Source organism: Pseudomonas lundensis (assembly GCF_015377145.2).
GTDB classification, from domain to species: Bacteria; Pseudomonadota; Gammaproteobacteria; order Pseudomonadales; family Pseudomonadaceae; genus Aquipseudomonas; species Aquipseudomonas lundensis.
This window is the reverse complement of sequence record NZ_CP062158.2, coordinates 2,553,131-2,568,408: the sequence shown is the minus strand read 5'-3', so window position 1 is coordinate 2,568,408 and position 15,278 is coordinate 2,553,131. Positions and strand designations below refer to the sequence as shown.

11 protein-coding genes are annotated in these 15,278 nt (G+C 63.3%); 9 read left to right on the top strand and 2 right to left on the bottom strand.

Translation table 11 applies throughout. The features are described from left to right. Nucleotides 1-27 precede the first annotated feature (27 nt). From IF654_RS12015 to IF654_RS11975, 9 genes are all read left to right on the top strand, one after another. Complete coding sequence (locus IF654_RS12015) at nucleotides 28-1,005, top strand: bifunctional MaoC family dehydratase N-terminal/OB-fold nucleic acid binding domain-containing protein (RefSeq protein ID WP_048377238.1); 978 nt, start codon at nucleotides 28-30, stop codon at nucleotides 1,003-1,005. A gap of 10 nt (nucleotides 1,006-1,015) precedes the next feature. Next, nucleotides 1,016-2,149 carry an acyl-CoA dehydrogenase family protein gene (locus tag IF654_RS12010; RefSeq protein ID WP_194862426.1) on the top strand — a complete coding sequence of 378 codons (1,134 nt, stop codon included), beginning with the start codon at nucleotides 1,016-1,018 and terminating at the stop codon, nucleotides 2,147-2,149. Then, nucleotides 2,121-2,540, top strand: coding sequence for a MaoC family dehydratase (locus tag IF654_RS12005; protein WP_094987634.1), 420 nt, complete (start codon nucleotides 2,121-2,123; stop codon nucleotides 2,538-2,540). The genes IF654_RS12010 and IF654_RS12005 overlap by 29 nt, the downstream gene beginning before the upstream one ends. A gap of 18 nt (nucleotides 2,541-2,558) precedes the next feature. Continuing rightward, on the top strand, nucleotides 2,559-3,737 hold the full coding sequence (locus IF654_RS12000; RefSeq protein WP_047276750.1) for a lipid-transfer protein: 1,179 nt from the start codon (nucleotides 2,559-2,561) through the stop codon (nucleotides 3,735-3,737). A 10-nt stretch (nucleotides 3,738-3,747) separates the two neighbouring features. Next, complete coding sequence (locus IF654_RS11995) at nucleotides 3,748-4,917, top strand: acyl-CoA dehydrogenase family protein (RefSeq protein ID WP_047276752.1); 1,170 nt, start codon at nucleotides 3,748-3,750, stop codon at nucleotides 4,915-4,917. A gap of 98 nt (nucleotides 4,918-5,015) precedes the next feature. Beyond that, a complete protein-coding gene (locus IF654_RS11990) occupies nucleotides 5,016-6,206 on the top strand; it encodes an acyl-CoA dehydrogenase family protein (protein ID WP_194862427.1) in 1,191 nt (396 codons plus the stop codon). 10 nt (nucleotides 6,207-6,216) lie between these two features. Next, on the top strand, nucleotides 6,217-7,371 hold the full coding sequence (locus IF654_RS11985; protein WP_194862428.1) for an acyl-CoA dehydrogenase family protein: 1,155 nt from the start codon (nucleotides 6,217-6,219) through the stop codon (nucleotides 7,369-7,371). Between the two features lie 37 nt (nucleotides 7,372-7,408). Further along, nucleotides 7,409-9,097 carry a class I adenylate-forming enzyme family protein gene (locus IF654_RS11980; protein WP_194862429.1) on the top strand — a complete coding sequence of 563 codons (1,689 nt, stop codon included), beginning with the start codon at nucleotides 7,409-7,411 and terminating at the stop codon, nucleotides 9,095-9,097. A gap of 88 nt (nucleotides 9,098-9,185) precedes the next feature. Continuing rightward, nucleotides 9,186-10,568 (top strand): DUF1329 domain-containing protein, encoded by a 1,383-nt coding sequence (locus IF654_RS11975; RefSeq protein ID WP_418889544.1) that lies wholly within the window; start codon nucleotides 9,186-9,188, stop codon nucleotides 10,566-10,568. 81 nt (nucleotides 10,569-10,649) lie between these two features. On the opposite strand, the gene bcsC is transcribed toward IF654_RS11975, so the two are convergent. After that, nucleotides 10,650-14,180 (bottom strand): cellulose synthase complex outer membrane protein BcsC, encoded by a 3,531-nt coding sequence (gene bcsC, locus IF654_RS11970; protein WP_194862430.1) that lies wholly within the window; start codon nucleotides 14,178-14,180, stop codon nucleotides 10,650-10,652. Continuing rightward, nucleotides 14,168-15,277: a cellulose synthase complex periplasmic endoglucanase BcsZ gene (gene bcsZ, locus IF654_RS11965; protein WP_095022747.1), complete on the bottom strand. Its 1,110-nt coding sequence runs from the start codon at nucleotides 15,275-15,277 to the stop codon at nucleotides 14,168-14,170. Before bcsZ ends, bcsC begins: the two co-directional genes overlap by 13 nt. Nucleotide 15,278: the final 1 nt, after the last annotated feature.

Below are 15,278 nucleotides of genomic sequence, written 5' to 3'. Positions count from 1 at the left end.
GCCGCGCTCATCCCGCAGGAGACGAACTTGGCTGATTCTCAATTGCTAACCGACGTGCGCGCCCTGGTGGGGCGCGAATATGGTCGCGTGTACGCCTGGGACGACGTCAACGCCCCAATGATTCGCCAGTGGTGCGAAATCATGGGCATCGACAACCCGCTGTACACCGACCCTGCCTTTGCGGCCAACAGTGATCAGGACGGGCTGGTAGCGCCGCCCTCGATGTTGCAGGTGTGGTGCATGGAAGGCTTTCACGCCAACCATTACCCGCCGGGCTCAACCACCGAAAACCCTTACGAAGTGCTCAAGCTGATCGAGTCCTACGGGTACCCGTCCGTGGTGGCGGTGAACTCGGAACTGACCTTCAATCGCAACCTGCGTCCCGGCGAAAAGCTCTACTACACCACGCGCCTGGATTCAGTCGGCGACGAGAAAACCACAGGGTTGGGCACCGGGTTTTTCGTCACGCTGGTGATGCAGTATTTCGTCGAGCATAAAAGCGGTGATGAAGCCGTCGGGGAGCTGTTGTTCCGCGTCTTCAAGTTCCGCCCGGCGCACCCGCAAACCGCGCCCCAAGCCCCGGCTGACGCGAACGCTGCACCGGTGGCCAAACGCCCCAAGCCGGGCATGAGCGACGACACGCGGTTTTTCTGGGAAGGCTGCGACGCGGGCACGTTGCTGATTCAGCGGTGTACCCAGTGCCAGACCTTGCGCCATCCGCCAGCGCCGGTGTGCATCGAATGCCATTCCTTTGACTGGGACAGCGTGCAGGCCAGCGGCCGCGGGCAGCTGTACTCGTTCGTGATCATGCATTACCCCGAAGTCGCGCCGTTCGATCATCCCAATCCCATTGGCCTGATCGAGCTGCAAGAGGGCGTGCGCATGGTGGCCGGGCTGACCGGGGTCGCGCGCGAGGACTTGCGCATCGGCCAGCCCGTGCAGCTGGAGTTCCAGACCTTTGACGGCGAGCTGACCTTGCCGCTGTTCCGGCCTGTGGCCGAGTAAGGGGGCGCGTATGGATTTCGAATTCACAGACGATCAGCACGCGATCGCAGACATGGCCGGCAGTGTGTTTGCCGACTATTGCACCGACGACCGCTTGCGCCAGTTCGATACCGGTCACCAGGCTTACATGGAACCGTTGTGGGAACTGTGCATAGAGACCGGCCTGCAAGCCTTGGCCATCCCCGAAGCGCAGGGCGGCAGCGGGTTGGGCATTACCGACCTGATGCAGGTGCTGCAGGCGCAAGGCCAGGCGTTGGGGCAAGTCCCCTTGTGGCGCCACCAATTGGCGGCGGCCACGCTGGCGCGCTTCGGTGATGACTCATTACAGGCCTGGGCCACGGAGGCGGCGGCCGGACGGGCGTTGCTGACGCTGGACCTGGGCGGGTTGCACAGCGCCCTCGGGGTGCAGTTGCACGCGACCCCCCATGCCGGGGGCTGGCGGGTCAATGGCCGGGTGTCGGCACTGGCATTGGCCGAACAGTCGCAGGCGGCGCTGTTGCCGGTCATGGCGCAAGGGCAACCGCGACTGGCCTGGATCGAACTGGCGTCCAAGGGCATCAAGCACGTGCCGGGGCGCATGACCCACGGCGAGGCCATCGCTGACCTGCACCTTGAGGGGGTGAGCCTCAGTGCCGCGCAGTTGCTGCCGGTCGCGGCCCTGCAATGGCTCGAACCCCGAGCCACGGCAGCGCTGGCCGCCTTGCAACTGGGGGTCAGTGCCGAGCAGTTGCGGCGCACCGTGGCATACGTGTCCGAGCGGCGTCAGTTCGACCGCGCCATCGGCAGTTTTCAGGCGGTGCAAATGAGCATGGCCGATGCCCACATTGCCCTCGAAGCCCTGCGCAGTTGCCTCTGGCAGTTGTGTTACCGCCTCGATGCGGGCCTGCCGGCGCCGTCCGAAGCGCTGGCCACGGCCTGGCAGGCGTGCGAAGCCGGGCACCTGATCGGGCATAACGCGCAACACGTACATGGCGGCATTGGCGTCGACCTGACGTACCCGATGCACCGTTTTCTCTACTGGAGCCGGGCCCTGGGCAATGCGCTGGGCGGTTCGGCCGCCAGCCTTGAACGCCTCGGCCATTGGCTGAGCCACCACGACACGCTGGGATGGAAATATGACCTCGAAGAACACCAAGCGCTTTGACGACGTGCGCCCCGGCGAGACCCTGCCGGAAATGGCGATTCCTATCACCGTGGGCCTGATTACCGGAGGGGCGATTGCCACGCGCGATTACTTCCCCGGCCATCACGACCTGCAAGCGGCGCAGGCGCTGGGCTCGCCGCACATCTTCATGAATATCCTCACCACCAACGGTCTGGTGCAGCGTTATGTCGAAGCATGGGCAGGCCCGCAGGCGCGTTTCGCGTCACTGAAAATCAAGCTGGGGGCACCGAATTACCCCGGCGACTGCATGACTTTCAACGGCGCAGTCAGCCATCAAGACGCGGCCACGCGCACGGTTGAAATCACCCTCAGCGGCAAAAATTCCATGGGCAACCACGTGACCGGCACGGTCGCGCTGGTTTTGCCCTGACAGCGGGAGGCAGTTCACATGTCGCAATCGTCACTCTCCGGGCGCGCCGCCATTGTCGGTCTGGGCGCCACCGAATTCTCGAAAAACTCCGGGCGCACCGAACTGCGCCTGGCGCTGGAAGCCACGTTGGCGGCCCTCAAAGACGCAGGCATTAACCCCGCCGACGTGGAGGGGTTCAGTTCGTACTCGGTGGACAAAGTGCCCGAGTATGAAATCGCCCGCTTGCTGGGCTGCAAAGACGTCAAGTTTTTCTCCCAGGTGCCCCACGGCGGTGGCGCGGCCTGCGCACCGATCATGCACGCGGCAATGGCCGTGGCCACCGGGGTCGCCAAGGTGGTCGTGGTGTACCGCGCCATGAACGAGCGTTCGTGGTACCGCTTTGGCAGCGGCAGCTATGGCTTTGCGTCCACGCCGATTTTCGAGAACGTCAATTACGGCTGGTACATGCCCCACGGCCTGCACACGCCAGCGTCCTGGGTCGGGATGTTCGCCCAGCGCTACATGCACACCTATGGCGCCACCTCGGAAGATTTCGGTCGCGTGGCCGTGGCCGTGCGCGACTTTGCCGCCACCAACCCGGCGGCGTTCTTTTACGGCAAGCCGATCACCCTGGAGGAGCATCAGGCCTCGCGCTGGATCTGCGAGCCGTTGCATTTGCTCGATTGCTGTCAGGAGTCCGATGGCGCCGTGGCCATGGTCATCACCTCGGCCGAGTACGCCAAAGACCTGCGCCAGAAACCGGTGATGATCAAGGCCGGTTCCCAGGGCATCACGTCGGGCCAGCAGATCATGACGTCGTTTTACCGCGACGACATCACCGGGCTGCCGGAAATGGGCGTGGTTGCCAAAGAGCTGTATCGCCAGTCAGGGCTGGGCCCGGAGGCGCTGCAAACCGCCATTATTTACGACCACTTCACGCCGTTTGTACTGCCGCAACTCGAAGAGTTCGGGCTGTGCGAGCGGGGCCAGGCCAAGGAGTTCATCCGCGCTGGGCACCATGCCCGTGGCGGCAAGTTCCCGATCAACACCCATGGCGGGCAATTGGGCGAAGCCTATATCCACGGGATGAACGGCGTGGCCGAAGCGGTACGGCAAGTGCGGGGCAGCGCGGTCAACCAGGTGGATGACGTGCACAACGTGCTGGTCACCGCCGGTACGGGCGTGCCCACCAGCGGTTTGATTCTCGGCGCAGCCTAAGGAGTTATTTATGTTCGTCGACCTCACGCCCGAACAACATGCCCTGCGCCATACCGTGCGCGACTACTTTCAACAGCTGATGACCCCGGCCTTGCGCGAACAATTGCGCGGCAAGGAAGGGGGCCAGCTGTACCGCGACACCATCCGCCAGATGGGGCGCGATGGCTGGCTGGCGGTGGGCTGGCCCAAGGAACACGGCGGTCAGGGGTATGGCCCGACCGAGCAGTTCATCTTTTTCGAAGAAGCCAACATCGCCGGGGCGCCGCTGCCTTTCGTGACCATCAGCACCGTGGGCCCGGCGTTAATGGCGTACGGCACCGAGGCGCAGAAAGCCAAATTTTTGCCGGGCATCGCGGCCGGGGAAATCATCTTCGCCATCGGTTATTCCGAGCCTGAGGCCGGCAGCGACCTGGCGATGCTCAAAACCTCGGCGCGCCGGGAGGACGATCACTTCGTGGTCAATGGCAACAAGCTCTGGACCTCGGGCGCGGAGTCGGCGGATTACATCTGGCTGGCCGCGCGTACCGACCCTGAGCGGCCACGGCACAAGGGCGTGTCGATCCTGATCCTCGACACCCGCGCCGAGGGTTTTTCGACCACGGTCATCCCGACCACCAGCAACCCGACGGCCGCGACCTACTACGACAACGTGCGCGTGCCGCAGGACATGTTGGTGGGCGAGTTGCACGGCGGCTGGAAGCTCATCACGGCCCAACTCAACCACGAGCGGCTCGGCCTTGGCGCGTGGTCGGACAAGGTCGTGGGCCTGTTCCGACGTGTCTGGGCGTGGGCGCGCCAGCCGGATGAAAACGGCGTGCGGGCCGTCGATACCGCGTGGGTGCGGGCCGGGCTGGCCGAGTGCTATGCACGGCTGGAAGCCATGCGCCTGATTAACCTGCGCATCGCTGCCGATCTGGAGCGTGAGCGCATGGATGTGGCGCTGGCGTCCACCACCAAGGTGTACGGCTCGGAGTCGGGGATCGAGATTCTGCGCGTGCTGAGCACCATCGTCGGTGCCAGTGGGCTGGTGCGCAGCGGTTCGGCGGCTGCCGTGTTGCACGGCGACCTGGAGTACGAAGTGCGCGCCTCAGTGACCCTGACCTTTGGCGGCGGCACCAATGAAATCCAGCGCGAGCTGATTGCCCAGTTCGGCCTGGGCATGCCACGCACGCAGCGTTAACCCGTTTCACAGCCTGCCTTCGCGCCAGCCGCGACGCGCTGTCAGGGGGCCAGGCTGTGCAAGGGCTGTTCGTTTCCCAGGATCAACAGGTGAATCACATGAGCGCGATTGAGCAGTTCAGAGAACAAACCCGAAGGTGGCTTGAGGTCAATTGCCCGCCCTCCCAGCGCAAAGCGATCCCGGAAGGGGAACTGGTATGGGGCGGCCGGGAGGTGGCGTTTCCCGGTGATGACGCCCGGGTCTGGTTTGAGCGCATGCGCGACAAAGGCTGGTTTTGCCCCGACTGGCCGGTTGAATACGGCGGCGGTGGCTTGAGCCCGGAATACAACGCAGTGCTGGAGAGTGAACTGCGCCGCCTCAAATGCCGCCCGCCACAGATCAACCTCGGCATCTGGATGCTGGGCCCGGTGCTGTTGGAGTTCGGCACCGAAGAACAGAAAAAAGCGCTGTTGACCCCCATGACCCGGGGCGAAGTGCGTTGGTGTCAGGGGTTTTCCGAACCCAATGCGGGGTCGGACCTGGCCAGCCTGAAAACCTCGGCGCGGGACGCGGGCGACCATTTTGTGGTGGACGGCAGCAAGATCTGGACTTCCTACGGCGACAAGTCGGACTGGATGTACGCGTTGGTGCGCACCGATCCTGCGGCGAGCAAACACACGGGCATCAGCCTGATCGTGCTCGACATGCAAAGCCCTGGGGTGAGCGTCGCACCGATTGATTTGATCAGCGGCAAATCCGCCTTCTGCCAAGTGTTTTTCGACGGCGTAAAAGTGCCGAAAAGCCAACTGATCGGCCCGCTTAATGGCGGCTGGAATCTGGCCAAGCGCCTGTTGCAACACGAACGTAAAGCCATGTCCAAGTTCGGCGAGTTCAGTTTGCCGACGCATTTTCATCTGTTGCCGCTGGTGCACGAATACCTGCCCGACGCCCAAGGCCTGGGTGAACAGGCGCTGGTGGCGCGCGCGGTCGCGTGCGCCATGAATGAGCAGGCTTACACCCTGACCGTGCAGCGCATGGGCGAAGAAGCCCGGGCCGGGCAAGACGTCAGCGGTTTGATGTCGATCATGAAGCTGGTGCACACCGAACAGGAACGCGACAAGTTCGAGGTGCTGCTGGATGTGATGGGCTATCAGGCGCTGGGTTGGGACGCGACGGCGTTCAGTGCGCAGCAACAGGCCATCACTCGCGGCTGGTTGAACAGTTTCGCCCTGACCATCTCGGGCGGCGCCTCGGAAATCCAGCTCAATGTCATCGCCAAGCGGGTCCTCGGCCTGCCTGACGTGAAGTAAGGAACCCACCATGACTCTGCTTTATAGCGAAGAACAACGGCTACTGGCCGACAGCGCCCGCGAGTTTCTGGCGGCGCGCAGCCCGGTGTCACTGCAACGCGCCCTGCGTGATGAGCACCGTGCCTGCGGGTTCGATACTCAGTTGTGGCAAGACGCGGTGGCGCTGGGCTGGAGTGCGATTCCGTTTCCGGAAAACCTCGGCGGGCTGGATTTTGGCTGCATGGGGCTGGGGCCGATTTTCGAATCCATCGGCCATAACCTCAGCGCCTCGCCCTTGTTGTCCAGCGTGGTGCTCAGCGGCTCGTTGCTGCACCTGCTGGGCAGCCCGCAGCAGCAGGACGGCTGGCTGTCGTCGGTCATCAGTGGCGAGCTGCGTCTGGCCCTGGCCCTGGACGAGCGCCCGCGGCACAGCCCGCAGAGCGTGAATGTGAGCGCGCGGCCCGAGGGCGACGGTTACGTGCTCAACGGCCATAAGTACTTTGTCATCGACGGAGTGGGGGCTGATGCCTATCTGGTGGTGGCGCGTACCGCCGAAGAGGCCACCGCCGAACAGGGCATCAGCCTGTTTCTGGTGCCCGCCGATGCGCCGGGCGTGACGGTCAGCGCCTTGCCGCTGATTGACTCGCGCAACCATGCGCAAGTGCGTCTGGACCAAGTGCGCCTGGGCGCGCAAGCGTTGCTGGGGGAGGCTGGGGCTGCCGGGCCCGTGCTCACCCGCGTGCTTGACCGTGGCCGGGTGTGCCTGGCGGCGGAACTGCTGGGCATGGCGGAAAAGCTCTTCGAGATGACCCTCGACTACCTCAAGACCCGTGTCCAGTTCGATGTGGCGATCGGTTCGTTCCAGTCGCTGCAACATCGCGCGGCGCAGTTATATGTCGAACTGTCACTGGCGCGCAGCGCGGTCATGGCCGGGCTCGCCGCGCTGGACGATGCGTCCATGACGGGGGTGGAGCGTCAGCGGCTGGCAAGCCTGGCCAAATGGAAAGCCGGCTCCATGGCCGTTCGCGTGGCCAATGAAGCGGTGCAGATGCACGGTGGCATCGGGGTGACCGATGAGCTGGATGTGGGGCTGTTTCTGAAACGCATCCGCGTGGCCCAGGCCTGTCTGGGGGATGCCGACTTCCACTGCGAGCGCTACGCCGCGCTGGAATCCGCGCCCGCCTGAGTCAGCCATAGGCGGTTAACGTCTGGAGAATAACAAGATGAAACTTGAGCAATGGCAGGGCGCCTGGCAGCAATTAATCGGCCCGGGCTCGCCCTATGAAGTGCTGGAAACCCCGGGCAGCGGTCACAAGTATTTTCGCCACACCGCCGCCAACGTGTGGGCGGCCATCGACAGCGGGCGGGTACACGGGGACCGCGAATTTTTGGTGTGGGAACAGCAGCGGCTGACCTTCAGCCAGTTTTTCGATCAGGTGGACCGTCTGGCCGGGCAACTGGTGCAGCGTTTTGGTGTGCGCCCAGGCGATCGGGTGGCCATCGCCATGCGCAATCAACCGGCCTGGCTGGTGGCGTTTGCCGCTATCCAGCGTTGCGGTGCGGTGTGTGTGCCGCTCAATAGCTGGGGCCTGCGCGATGAGCTGTTTCATGGCCTGCAAGACAGCAACGCTCAGGTGTGGGTGTGTGATGCACCACGGTTGCAGTTGCTGGCCGACGACCTGAGCGCACAGAGGCTCGCAACGCTGGTGGTGGGCATGTCTGCGGGCTCGCCACTGCAAGCGCATTGCCACCGCTTCGACGACCTGCTCGCTGAACCGCTCGTGAGCGTCCCGCCAGCAAGGGTCGGGGCCGATGATCCGGCGCTGATTCTCTACACCTCGGGCACCACCAGTCTGGCCAAAGGCGTGCTCTCGACCCACCGCGCAGTGTGTCAGGCGCTGGTGGCGCTGGAGTTTCAGGGCGCGTTTTGCGCGGTGAGTTCCCCCGAGCGCATCAGCGTGGTCATCAACAGCGGCTATGCGCCCACCACGTTGATGGCGGTGCCGCTGTTTCATGTCAGCGGGTTGCATGCGCAATTCCTCTTGGCCTTGCGCAGCGGTCGGCGGCTGTTGCTGATGTACAAGTGGGACGTGGAAACCGCCCTCGATCTGATTCGCGATGAGCAATGCACCCAGTTCAACGGTGCCCCGGTGATGATGCAGCAACTGCTGACATCACCGCGCTTCGGCACTGCCGATACCCGCAGCCTGTTTGGCCTCGGTCTGGGCGGGGCGGCCCCGTCCAGCAGCCTGCTGGCGCATTTGACCCAGCGTAAACCCGAGGCCGTGGGCGGCAGCGGCTATGGCCTGACGGAAAGCAATGGCATCGGCGCGGCGATTGGGGGCGATCAGTTCGTCTATAAACCGGCCGCCGCCGGTTGGCCGCTGCCCATCGTGGATGTGCGCATCGGCGACAGCCCCGACCAACCCGTGCCGACGGGCGTCAGCGGGGTGATCTGGCTGCGCTCGCCGACGTTGATGAGTGGCTACTGGAACCAGCCCGAGGCCAGCGCGCAGACCCTGCAAAACGGCTGGCTGGACACCGGCGACATCGGCAGGCTGGATGAGGAAGGCTTCCTCTACATCACCGACCGCGCCAAAGACCTGATCAATCGCGGCGGCGAAAAAATTTCAGCGGCGGAAGTGGAGTCATGCGCCTGCGAAATGCCCGGCGTGATCGAAGCGGCGGCGTTGGCCATGCCCGATGACGACCTGGGTGAAGTGGTGCTGCTGGTTGTGCGCGCCGAGGCGGGCAGAGCCCCGGATAGCGAGGCACTCAAGGCCTTCATGGCAGCGCGGCTGGCCAGTTACAAAGTGCCGGCGCGGGTTCACGTGCAGCACACCCCGTTTGAACGCAACGCGTCGGGCAAAACCCTAAAGGGCGTGCTCAAGACGCAGCTGCTCAGCGCCTGATTAGTCTTAGTGGACGATGTGTCCGGCTGCAGATGGCGAAGAATGGCACCACACCCCCAGCAAGCTTTACTCGCGTAGGAGGCAATACATGAAAATAACAAGAACAGGCGTCATGCTCGCAGCCACCCTGATCGTCAACGGACTGGCGATCAGTGCCGCACTGGCCCAGGTGTCCCCCGAAGAAGCGGCCAAACTGGGCAAGGAGCTGACCTGTGTCGGCGCCGAAAAGGCCGGTAACGCCGCGGGGACCATCCCGCCCTACACCGGCAAGTACCTGGGGGAGGTGCCCGGTTGGAACCACGTCAAATTCTCCGGCGACCACCCGGTCGACCCTTACGCTGACGAAAAACCGATTCTGGTGATCACCGCGCAGAATATGGCGCAGTACGCCGACCAACTGTCCGAAGGCCAGAAAGCGCTGCTCAAGCGCTACCCGACCACCTACAAGATGAACATCTACCCCGGCCACCGCGATTTCCGTTACCCCGACTACGTGTGCCGCCGCGCCATGAGCAACGCCTTGAATGCCAAGCTGGTGGATGACGGCATGGGCATCGAAGGGCTGGGGCAAGTCCCGTTCCCGATTCCCAAGAGCGGCATGGAGCTGTTGTGGAATCACCAATTGCCGGCTCGCGCCTGGACAGAAGACAAAACCAGTGACCTGGCCTCGGTGTTGCCCAACGGCAGCATTGGCTGGGGCCGTGCCTACGGCAAGGGGCTGTCGCCCGCCAACTCACCGACCGTGGAACCGCGCACCGAAGACAAACTGCAGTCCTATACCAACAACACCACCCTCAAGCCTGCACGGGACAATGGAGTGATCAACATTGCCCACGAGCCCTACAACTTCAAGACCGACCCGCGTCAGGCCTGGACCTACAGCCCTTCGACCCGCCGCGTGCGCCAGTTGCCGGGGTATGGCTATGACCAGCCGATGATTGGCACCAACGGCACCATGACGGTGGACGAAGATCGCCTGTACAACGGCTCGCCGGAGCGTTTCACCTGGAAACTGGTCGGCAAGCGCGAGATGTACATCCCGGCCAATGCCTACAAGGCCAACGCGGGCACGGCCAAATACGCCGACTTGCTGACCGTCAATCACCCGAACCCGGATTACATGCGCTATGAGTTGCGGCGTGTGTGGGTGCTCGAAGCCGATTTGAAGGAAGGCTACCGTCACGTCTATGGCAAGCGCGTGCTGTTCATTGACGAGGACACCTGGCATTCGGTGATGGCCGATAACTACGATGCCCGCGGGCAGCTGTGGAAGCACGCCATGATCAATTACTACTACCACCCGGACATGAGCGCGTGGCAGGCAGGTTCGCAGTTCTTCATGGACTTGAACTCGGGCCAGTACACCGGTTACGGCATGACGAACGAGACCAAAAAAGGGGCGGTTCTGAACGAAGGCAAATTCACCGCCGATCAGTACACCGCTGATGCGGCGCGGGCCATGGGCCGTTAATAAACCGCTGTACAACGACGCGCCGCCTGCCCCGATGATGCCCCTGTTACAGGGCATCGCCGGGGCAGGCGGCGCGTTTTTTTATCTGAAGTCCGCGTAAGGAATCAGCGGTTCCACCGGAAGTGGTAGGTTGCCTTGCCACGGGTCGAAGGTATAACGCAGGTACATCAATGCGCGGCTCGGCGCGTAATCGTCGCTGTGCTGGTAAAGCACGCCTGCCCCCAACACCAGGTTGTCACTCAACCGGCGCTCCACCAGCCCCTGCACCTTGTAGCCGATCCCGTTGCTGGTACTGGACGCTGTTTTGCCCAGTGGCTCGGCCAGTTCATAGCCCGCCTGATCCAGCGCACTCAACAGTTTGGAGTTCAAACCGTTGAGCGGGTAAAGGTCATTACCGTCGGTCTTGGAGTGCGACCAACTGACCGAGGTTTCCAGCGACACCGACCAGTTCGCGGTGCGGAAGGCATAGTTGAGCGGCACGCCAATCGAGTAGTACTGCTGCGGGCTGTAATACCCGCCCTGACCCAGGGTGTATTCGCTCAAATCCTGATCGTAACTCCAGTACATCAGGGTCAGGCCGGTGCGCATGCGTTCATCGGCGCTGTCACGCAACCGGTAGTAATAACCGGCCATGGCGGTGCTTTTGTGGTTGTCGGCCACGTTTTTGCCGCGCAACCAGTGTTGCCCCAGGCTGGCCCAGACCCCGTCCACGCCGCCTTCATCGTGGCTGAGCCCCAGTGTTACGCCGTTGGAGGTCACGCCACCCCAGGTCACGCCGGTGTTGCGGTCGGTCGCGCCGCTGTAGGACAGAATCGAGTTGCTCAGGGGCCGACGCGAACCGGTCAGCGTATAGCCCACCTGTCCAATCTTGTTGCTGTACGACACGCCGCCCAGCCAGTTGGGCACTTTGAAGGTGTCCGGCGTGCGGCCCACGTCAATTTCCCAGGTTTCATTTTTCCAGCCGGTGGCCAGCGTCGTTCCGCGCGCCGATTGCGAGTGGTTTTCGCAACCCGAGAACACAGGTTCAGAAGTGCCTTTGGCGACCACGCCGACGGAGCAGGTGCCGTAGTCTTCACGCACCAGACCGTCATCATCGGTCGTGAACTTGCCTGCATCCATGTCCAGTTGCTCGGCCCGCAGCCAACCCGTGCCATCCACCACCGGCAAATCGAGTTGCAGGATGGTGGTTTGGGTGTCGGTATCGGACGTGCCTTTGGAGGCATTGTCGGAGCGCCAGCCGTAATCGGTGTACAGGTGCACGGTCGGGTTCTGGCGTTGGTAAAGCTCATCGACGTCACTGCGCAGGCTGCTGGGCAGCCATTCGTCATTGTCCTTGGCCCGACTGGCCAGGGTCATGGCGCGGTCGTCGCGGGGGCTGGCTTGCTCGGGGGTTATTAACCCGGCGCCCGCCATGCCTTTGGCGTAGTAGTCCAGGGCCTGTTGTGGCTCTTTCGTCGAGATCAGGCGCGCCGCGTCGCGGTAGACCACGGGCTCTGCCTGCGGATTTTTGAGCAGCTCGGTGAACAGGGCGCTGGCTTTTTCCGGCTCGCCCACTTGCGACCAGGCATTGGCCAGGCGCCGTTGCTCGGACGCACTCAGCTCGGTGCCCGCGACCGGTTTGAATTGGGTCAGTTGCTGGCGCGCCGCTGGCAGCTGACCGGCACTGATCAGTGATTCGATTTGGCCCAAGCGTGCGCTTGCATTGTCCGGGTCCTGTTGCAGCACCTGGTTGTAGAGAGTGCCGGCCTGGTTGTAGTCGCCACGCTCGCTGGCCCAACGCGCCACGGTCAGCAGGTCGTCGGTATCAGGCTGTTGCATCAGCAGCGCGATGGCTTCAGGTTCCTGACCTGCGTCGCGCAGGCTCTGCGCGCGGGCCACCAACAGGTTGCGTTGCAGCCGGGTGCCCAGTTCGCGCATCGGATCACTCCAGCGCTCGCGCGGCAGCTGTTCCAGCACCTTCAGTGCGCTGGCATCACGGTCTGTGCTCGACAGGTACAACCCATAGGCATACAACGCTTCGGGGTTTTGCCCCTGGCGGCGCATCAGTTGCTTGAAGCTGTCGTCCGCCGCACCGGGCTGGTTGATCTCCCGTTGCGCGTTGGCCAGCCGGTAGGTGAGCCACGGCTCGTCCGGGGTCAGGGTGCGGATTTTGCTCAAGAGGGCCACCACGCTCGGCCAGTCTTGGCGGGCAGTGGCCGCATCGGCTTGCTGGTTCAGCTCATCGAGCTCAAAGCCGCGACGCAACCCGGCGAATTCCTGCTGGCTGGAGGCGGGCAAGCTGTTGAGAAAGGCCTTGGCCTTGTCCGGGGATTGCGCGCTGTACAACCGCACCAGCGCCCGAATGGCGCTGCCGTTACCGGGCTCAAGTTTGCGCGCTTGGAGCAGCAGCGCTTCAGCCTGAATGTCATTGAGCTCACCACGGGCGACCGCGGCCAGCCCGATCAAGGCATCGGCATCCCGGGGTCTGGCTTTACGCGCTTGTTCAAATGCGCGGCGCGCGGAGGGGTAGTCTTTGCGATCCAGCGCCTTGTCGCCCTGACTGAGCAGCATCAAATAGTGGCTGGCGTCCATCAGGTCTTGCCACTGGCTCATGTATGACGTGTCTTGCTCTTTGCTGCGCGCTTTGACGAAGGTGGCATTGGCCTCTTCGTAACGGCTCTGGCGCAGCAGCGCCAAGCCCAGCGCGCCATACAGGCTAGGATCTTCGGGGTAACGGCTGATGGCCCTGCGCAACAAGCCTTCTGCCACCACCGGTGAACGCTGTTGTTCGATCATCTGCTTGCCTTGCGCACCCGCCACCCAGGCCGGGTCGGCCAACAGACGTTGTTGCGTGAGCAAGAGGTTGTTGGCTGCCACGGCATTCGGTGAAGCCGGGTAGCGCTTCACAAATGCTTGCCAGGCCTGCACGGTTTTGCTTTCGACCGGCAAGCTTTTCAGGTACTCGAACTCGCGGTCCGCTGCCGCATTGCTGGCTTGCGGGTCGCTGGCGAGTTGATTGAGCACCGCCAGGGCTTCGGCGGGACGGTTTTCCCTGAACAGCAGATCAACCAGGGTCTGGCGCAGACCGGCGTTACCGGGGTACTGGCTGTCCAGGGTGCGCAGTTGGTCAATCACCTTGGGCCGCTGGCCGGGGATATTGCTGCGAATGCGCAGGTATTCGAGCGCGGTGGCGAAATCCGGGGGCGCATCGCCAAACAGGCGTTCAAACACCGCGCTGGACTCTTCAGGACGTCCGGCAGCCGCCAGCAAGCGCGCTTCTTGCAGCGCCTTCTGGTTCTGCGGGTCTTGCAGCTTCATCAGGCTTTGCGCTTGTCGCAGGGCGGCGGAGTCGGGCGCGACCTGTTGCAGGTGCGCGAGCCGCTCACGCGCCACGTCCGGTTTTTTCTCCAGCAGCGCCTGACGAATCGACGCCACCAATGCCTGCGGGTTATCCGGGGCAATCAGCTCCAGACGCGCCAAAGAATCACGTACCAGGTCTTCGCGGTACATGGCTTCGCCGATGCGCACTTGTTCCAGCAACCATTGCTGCTGGTCCTGAACGCTGGTGGGTTGCGCCATGACGGCGGTGGACAGGCCACTGAGCAAAAATGCCCATGTTTTTATTGTTCGCATGCGTCAGTCCAGGCCGGTAATAACTGTCCGTGTTTGTCGAAGCGGTAGCGCTGTTCATCCCAACCCTGGCCAAACAAGGCCAGTGACTGGTTGTAATACGCATCGGCGGCAAGGGGCTCCTGCTGCAAACGCTGTTTTTGTACCGCGTAGGCAGGGGAATCAGCGCTGGCCAGCAACGGCAGCAGTGCAGCGGAAAACCCCGCAGGCCCTTTACCGGTGTATTTGCCGGTCACGGCATCCACTGATTCGGGAGGATAGCCCAGGGTTTGGGTGAGCGTGACCATGGGCGCGAAATGTTGCTGCAAGGTCTGGCGCCCGGGGGCATCGTCGGCCAGCATGCCGACCCACAGGTACACCCGTATCGCGTCGTAGTCACCGGCGCTGCCGTTTTGTGGGTCCGGTGCCCAGCCACTGGCGGCCTTCCAGACCAGCCAGTCAGGGGCGAACCCCTTGGGGGAGCCCTCAACCAGTAAACGCTGCTGATTGGTGGCCAACTCGGCCCACACCGGCGACAGCTGAGCAAACCGCGCCATCAACTGCGGCGGCGTGTAACTGGGGTTGAGCCGCCAGCCATCAGGGGTATCGAATCCCACGTCGCCGGGCAACATCATCAGCCCCAGCTTGGGCAGCTTGCGTACGGTTTGTGCGGCACTGCGCCAGAGCATGTTTTGCCCCAGCGCGCTGTAGGCCGGTTCATTCCACAGGCGACCGGCTTCAAGCAGGGTGTAGGCGATCCACAGGTCCGAGTCGGTGGCGTTGTTGCTGTCCAGCACTTGCCACTTGCCCGCCTTCGAGCGCCCCCATAACCAGGCGGGCAGGTTGGCTTGCAGGTCGCCCGCGGCCAGGTTGTTGCGGGTCCAGTCGAGGATGCGCTCAAAGGAGGGTTTGTCGTTGGCCAACAGGGCGAAAAACAACCCGTAACTTTGCCCCTCCGAGGTGGTGATCAGTTTCTTGGACGAGCGATCGATGATGCGCCCGTCCGCGCTCATCATCGCCGCCTTGTAACTGTCCCAGGCGGGCCAGGCACAGCTGGCCGCGCTCGCTGCAGCGGGCAATCCGAGGGACAAGGTCATGACCACAGCCGCCAGTGCTTTCATG

Excerpts from the sequence above, each read along its gene's own strand:
- IF654_RS12010 (WP_194862426.1), top strand. The coding sequence starts at position 1,016 with ATGGATTTCGAATTCACAGACGATCAGCACGCGATCGCAGACATGGCC.
- IF654_RS12005 (WP_094987634.1), top strand. The coding sequence starts at position 2,121 with ATGACCTCGAAGAACACCAAGCGCTTTGACGACGTGCGCCCCGGCGAG.
- IF654_RS12000 (WP_047276750.1), top strand. The coding sequence starts at position 2,559 with ATGTCGCAATCGTCACTCTCCGGGCGCGCCGCCATTGTCGGTCTGGGC.
- IF654_RS11995 (WP_047276752.1), top strand. The coding sequence starts at position 3,748 with ATGTTCGTCGACCTCACGCCCGAACAACATGCCCTGCGCCATACCGTG.
- IF654_RS11990 (WP_194862427.1), top strand. The coding sequence starts at position 5,016 with ATGAGCGCGATTGAGCAGTTCAGAGAACAAACCCGAAGGTGGCTTGAG.
- IF654_RS11985 (WP_194862428.1), top strand. The coding sequence starts at position 6,217 with ATGACTCTGCTTTATAGCGAAGAACAACGGCTACTGGCCGACAGCGCC.
- IF654_RS11980 (WP_194862429.1), top strand. The coding sequence starts at position 7,409 with ATGAAACTTGAGCAATGGCAGGGCGCCTGGCAGCAATTAATCGGCCCG.
- IF654_RS11975 (WP_418889544.1), top strand. The coding sequence starts at position 9,186 with ATGAAAATAACAAGAACAGGCGTCATGCTCGCAGCCACCCTGATCGTC.
- bcsC (WP_194862430.1), bottom strand. The coding sequence starts at position 14,180 with ATGCGAACAATAAAAACATGGGCATTTTTGCTCAGTGGCCTGTCCACC.
- bcsZ (WP_095022747.1), bottom strand. The coding sequence starts at position 15,277 with ATGAAAGCACTGGCGGCTGTGGTCATGACCTTGTCCCTCGGATTGCCC.